The sequence below is a fragment of the Myxococcus sp. CA039A genome (genome assembly GCF_013336645.1).
GTDB lineage: Bacteria > Myxococcota > Myxococcia > Myxococcales > Myxococcaceae > Myxococcus > Myxococcus llanfairpwllgwyngyllgogerychwyrndrobwllllantysiliogogogochensis.
Map to the genome: position 1 here is coordinate 1 of NZ_JABUMQ010000506.1, position 5,257 is coordinate 5,257.

The window sequence follows — 5,257 nt, forward strand, 5'->3', positions numbered from 1 at the left end:
GCGCTGGGGCATTTGGGCCCTCGCGGTGTTGGGGCTGGTGGCTGCGGGGTGTGCGGATCGCGAACGGTCGTCCCTCGCGGACGGGCGTCTGACGGCGACCCCGGGCGGGATGGACTTCGAGAAGGTCGCCCTCTTCGATGCACGCGAGACGGAAATATCGCTGCGCAACGTGGGGCGGGCCCCCGTCGATGTGAACGAGGTCTGGGTGGAGGGTCCTGAAGGGGCCTACCGGGCGGAGTTCACCCATGAGGGACCCCACAGCCTGGCGCCAGGCAGTGCGTGTGCCCTGCGCGTGCGCTTCGCGCCCATGATGGCGGGCGGCCAGGGGGCGATGCTGGTGGTGCGTTCGGACACGCGCATCGAACCGCTGTTGCGCATCCCCCTGACGGGCCTGGGCATCGACGCGTGGGCGCGGGTGTCGCCCCGGGTGCTGGACTTCGGGCGCATCGAGGCGGACTCGACGAAGACGCTGGCGCTGACGTTGGAGAACCCCACGGAGCTGCCGGTGGAGGTGACACCCCGCCTGGTCGGCGCGGACCGCGACGAGTTCGTGGCGGGGCCCATGGTCGTCGCCCCGGGCGGCCGCGCGGAGCTGTCCTTGACGTTCAACCCCGTGCGAGTGGGCCGCAAGCAGGTGGTGCTGGCGGTGACGCCGTGCCGGGGCTGCGCGGACGTGCCGGTGCAACTGATGGCGGAGGCGCTGGAGCAGGCGGTGGTGGCGGAGCCGCCGGTGCTGGACTTCGCGGCGGTGCCGGTGGACCGCGACGCCATCCGCGAGTCGCGCATCCGCAACATCAGCACCGAGCCGATGACGGTAACCTCGCTGACGCTCGACGGGCTGGACGCTTCCTACTCGCAGGCGAACGCGGGCTTCCCGCTGGTGCTCCAGCCGGGCGAGGTGCGCGGCTTCAACATTCGCTACAGCCCCGGCCACATGGGCCCCGCGGAGGACATGGCCCGCTATCACGTGGTGAGCAAGCGACACCCCACCACGGACGTGAAGCTCAAGGGCTTCGGCGGCGCGGCGGAGCTGTGCGTGTCCCCGGTGACGTACGACTTCGGCAAGCAGCCGCTGGGCTCGAAGACGCGCGTCATCGTCAACGTGAAGAACTGCGGCTCCTCCAACGCGGGCGTGCTCACGCTGGAGACGCTGGCGTGGCAGCCGGACCCCTCCGGCGCGCCCCAGTTCAACCACACCCCGCTGGCCATGCCGTACACGCTGCAGCCGGGGCAGGAGGTCAACATCCCCGTCTTCTACGAGCCCACGCGTCCAGGCTCGTCCGCGGGCGTGCTGGTGATGACGACGAACGCGTACTCGGCGGCGACCGTGGAGCTGGACTTCCAGGGCGAGGCGGAAGAGCACGCGCCCTGCGACCTCACGGTGACGCCGCTCGCGGTGGACTTCGGCACGGTGCCTCCGGGCCGTGGCGCGGTGCTGGGCGTGAAGCTGGAGAACAAGGGCACGGACCTGTGCCCGGTGAAGAACATCCGGCTGCGCGACAATGGCGGCGGCAGCTTCCGCATGCCGGGTGGGGACCTCTTCGGCGTCATCATCTATCCGGGTGACTGGTTCAGCTTCCAGGTGGCCTTCCAGGCACCCCATGCGGGCGGAGACTTCACGGGCATGCTCCAGGTGGAGCAGATGGACCCGGCGAATCCCGTCATCCTCGTGCCGCTGCTGGCCCACTCGCAGGCGACGTGTCTGATGGCGTCGCCCTGGTACGTGGACTGGGGCGTGGCGCGGCGCGACTGTCCTCCCGAGCCGCGCGAGGTGAACTACCTCAACGCGTGCACCATGCCCGTGTCGGTTTCCAACGTGTGGATTGGCCCTGGCACCACGGATGGCGAGTTCACCGTGGGCGGCGTGCCCGCGCCCTTGCCCTTCACGCTGCAGCCGGGCGAGGCCTTCACGGTGGACCTGGACTACGCCGCGCAGGTGTACGGCATGAACCTGTCGCCGCTCTTCGTGAGCTCGTCCGATTTGCCGGCGCCGCTGCTGGTGCCGCTCATCGGCGAGTCCTCCAAGCGCGTGGACAAGACGGACACCTTCACCCAGCAGGACGTGAGCAAGGTGGACGTCCTCTTCGTCGTGGACAACACCGCGTCCATGGTGGAGGAGCACCCGCGTCTGGTGTCCGCCATCCCCTCGTTCGTGGACGCGGCGCTCGCCAAAAAGGTGGACATGCACGTGGCCGTCACCACGACGGGTATCACGGCGGTGTCGGGGACGTGCCCCGGCGGCGCGCAGGGCGGCGAGGCGGGGCGCTTCTTCCCGGTCAACAACGCCCGGCCCCGCATCCTCACCAACGGCATGGCGAACCTGACGGCGCTGCTCCAGCAGAACGTGCAGGTGGGGCAGTGCGCCCAGGTGGAGCAGGGCTTCGAGGCGATGCGCCGCGCGCTGTCTCCGCCGCTGGTGAACACCGCGGATGACCCGCGCACGCCCGTGCCGCAGGACGGCAACCTGGGCTTCCTGCGCGACTCGGCGGCGCTGGTCGTCGTCTTCGTGGGTGACGAGGACGACCACTCGCCGGACGCGGTGGACACCTACGTGCAGTGGGCGCAGCAGCGAAAGGGGCAGAACCAGCCGCAGCGCGCGACGTTCTACGCCATTGCCCCCACGGCGACGGCGTGTGGCACCGCGGGCGGCTCCGGCACGCGCTACGCGGAGGCGACGGCGCGCACCGGTGGCGAGGTGATGAACGTGTGCGCGGCCAACTATGGGCCCCTCCTGGCCGCCGTGGCCAACAAGGCCTTCTCCGCGCAGGACCGCTTCCCGCTCAGCGACGCGCCGGAGCCGGGCAGCGTCACGGTGACGGTGGACGGCGCCCCGGTGACGACGGGCTGGCGCTACGACGCCCCCACCAACAGCGTCATCTTCGCCAACGTGCCGGCGCCGGGCGCCAAGGTGGCCATCTCCTACCGTCGCTCCTGCGACGCGGGCTGAAGCGGGGGAGCAGGCTCGATGTGTGAGCCAGTCGAAGGGCCGGTCATCCGGCCCTCGACGTTCATGTCGGTCCCGGGTGCTACAGGTCTGCTTCCGCCTGTGCGGATGACCAGAAAATTGGAGGGCTCCTCACGGTGTGTACCCTGAGGTCGTACCCGCGCCCGCCGAGGAGGCACCCGGTGATGTCCCCAGACTCCGAAAACACGAAGACGACGAGCGCGGGTCGCGCTTCCCCGGCGCGCGCCCCGGGCCTGCGGGTCATCCAGGGTGAGGGCCGCCGACAGCAAGAGCCGCTCGCTTCCCGGGACGCCGTGGCCCGCGCGCTGATGGAGGCCGGCGCGGACATGCTGCTCCGCCGGATTACTCCGGCTCGAGCCCAGGAAATCGAGCGTAAGGTGGACCGGGTCCTGGACCTGTTCGACCGGGTGGACGCGGCGCCGGTGCTGATGCCGGTGCTCAAGCGGCACCTGGACGAGTTGGAGGCGCTGATGCGGGAGTCGCGCGAGGTCCGTGCCGCTCGGAGGTAATCGCGGCGCCGTCGGTTCCGCCGTGCCTACAAGGGTTTGACCCCCCTGTCCTGTGCGCTTACGCTCCGGGCTTCGCCGCGCCCGGATCCCGGAAGGCCACGGGCCGTGGGTTTTCCCCGTGGGGTGCGGTCAGGTCGCCGTGACCATTGAAACGTATGGCAGGTACCAGCTCCTGAAGCGACTCGCCATGGGCGGGATGGCGCAGCTGTATCTCGCGCGCCAGCCAGGTCCGGAGGGCTTCGAGAAGCTGGTGGTGGTGAAGCGAATTCTTCCGCACCTCGCGGAGAACGACGACTTCGTCAAGATGTTCCTGGACGAGGCGCGAATCGCCGCGCGGCTCAATCACGCCAACGTCGTGCAGATCTTCGACCTGGGCGCGCAGGACGACTCGTTCTTCATCGCCATGGAGTACATCCATGGCGAGGACATGCGGCGGGTGTGGAAGCAGTCGGAGGCCGTGGGGCAGCCGATACCCGTGCCGCTGGTGTGCCGCATCCTCATCGAGGCGTGCTCGGGCCTGGACTACGCGCACAAGCGCACGGACCCGACGTCGGGCCGGCCGCTGGACATCGTCCACCGCGACGTGTCCCCGCAGAACATCCTCGTCACGTTCGAAGGCGGCGTGAAGGTGGTGGACTTCGGCATCGCCAAGGCGGCGGACCAGGCCACCGTCACGCGCTCGGGCGTGCTGAAGGGGAAGTATTCGTACATGTCGCCGGAGCAGGCGGCGGGGCAGCGCGTGGATTGTCGCTCGGACATCTTCGCGCTGGGCGTGGTGCTGTACGAGCTGCTCACGAGCACGCGCCTGTTCAAGCGCCCCAGTGACATCCAGACGCTGGCCGCCGTGGCCGAGTGCAAGGTGGCGCCGCCGTCGCAGGTGACGCCGCGCGTGCCGCAAGATCTGGACGCCATCGTCCTCAAGGCGCTCGCGAAGGACCCGGCGGAGCGCTACCAGGAAGCGGTCCACCTGCAGCTGGCGCTGGAGGACTGGCTGACGGAGCGTCGGTTGCCGTCGTCGACGGCCCATGTCGGCGCGTACATGAAGGAGATCTACGCGGAGCGGCTGGCGTCGGAGGCGCGCTCGGGCGAGCTGTTGATGGAGGACTCGGATCCGGCGTCGGGCTCCGGGCGGCAGGACGCGAGCTCGCGGCGTTCGGGGCTGCGGCCCGCGCTGTCTCGCGCCAGTGTGGCGCCGGAGGGGGAGACGGCGGCGCTGCGCCCTCGTGGCACGGGGAGGACGGGGCGCATCGAGCTGGAGTCGCCCAGCTCCCGGATGACGGGGCAGCGCCGCGCGGTGGAGTCGGCACCCCCGGACAGGGCCTCGCGTTCGGGCCTGGGCGCGGTGCCGCCGGTGCATCGGGTGGAAGAGGACGCGCCGACGATGGATGGCCGCGCCGCCGCGCGCGCGACGCTGACGGACGTGAAGGCCGCCACCGAGCCGAAGCCTGTCGAGGGGCGTGCTGCTTCGCGCGTGTCGAACCCGCAGGCGCGGGAGCAGGAGTCGCAGGGGGCGGAGGGGCGCGCCGTCACGCGGCCGATGCCCGCCGTCGTGCATCACGTGGAAGAGGACGCGCCGACGCTGGCAATGCCGGAGATGGCGGGACCGCTGCCCCGGCCGTCACGATTGGCGCTGCCGCTGCCTCGGGGCGCCGCGGCCCTGGACGCGTTGGAGGAGCAGGAGGAGGACGCGCCCACGCTGTCGCTGGGGATGTCTCGGCCCGGGCGCAAGAAGGCAGCGGCGGGGCGTCAGGCGGAGACGCCGCCCCCGGCTTCGCGGCTGGGG

General features: G+C 70.7%; 3 protein-coding genes. All 3 read left to right on the forward strand.

The features are described 5' to 3' along the window. Positions 1–2,947 (forward strand): choice-of-anchor D domain-containing protein (locus HR086_RS44500; protein WP_174468675.1); only part of this gene is annotated, 2,947 nt, incomplete at its 5' end. 182 nt (positions 2,948–3,129) lie between these two features. Then, the gene (locus tag HR086_RS44505; protein WP_217440163.1) at positions 3,130–3,474 is read left to right on the forward strand and encodes a hypothetical protein; all 345 of its coding nucleotides are present in this window, start codon (positions 3,130–3,132) and stop codon (positions 3,472–3,474) included. A 139-nt stretch (positions 3,475–3,613) separates the two neighbouring features. Beyond that, on the forward strand, positions 3,614–5,257 hold a 1,644-nt coding region (locus tag HR086_RS44510), incomplete at its 3' end, for a serine/threonine protein kinase (RefSeq protein WP_174468676.1).

Coding starts and splice junctions, on each gene's coding strand:
- HR086_RS44505 (WP_217440163.1), top strand. CDS start 3,130: ATGTCCCCAGACTCCGAAAACACGAAGACGACGAGCGCGGGTCGCGCT.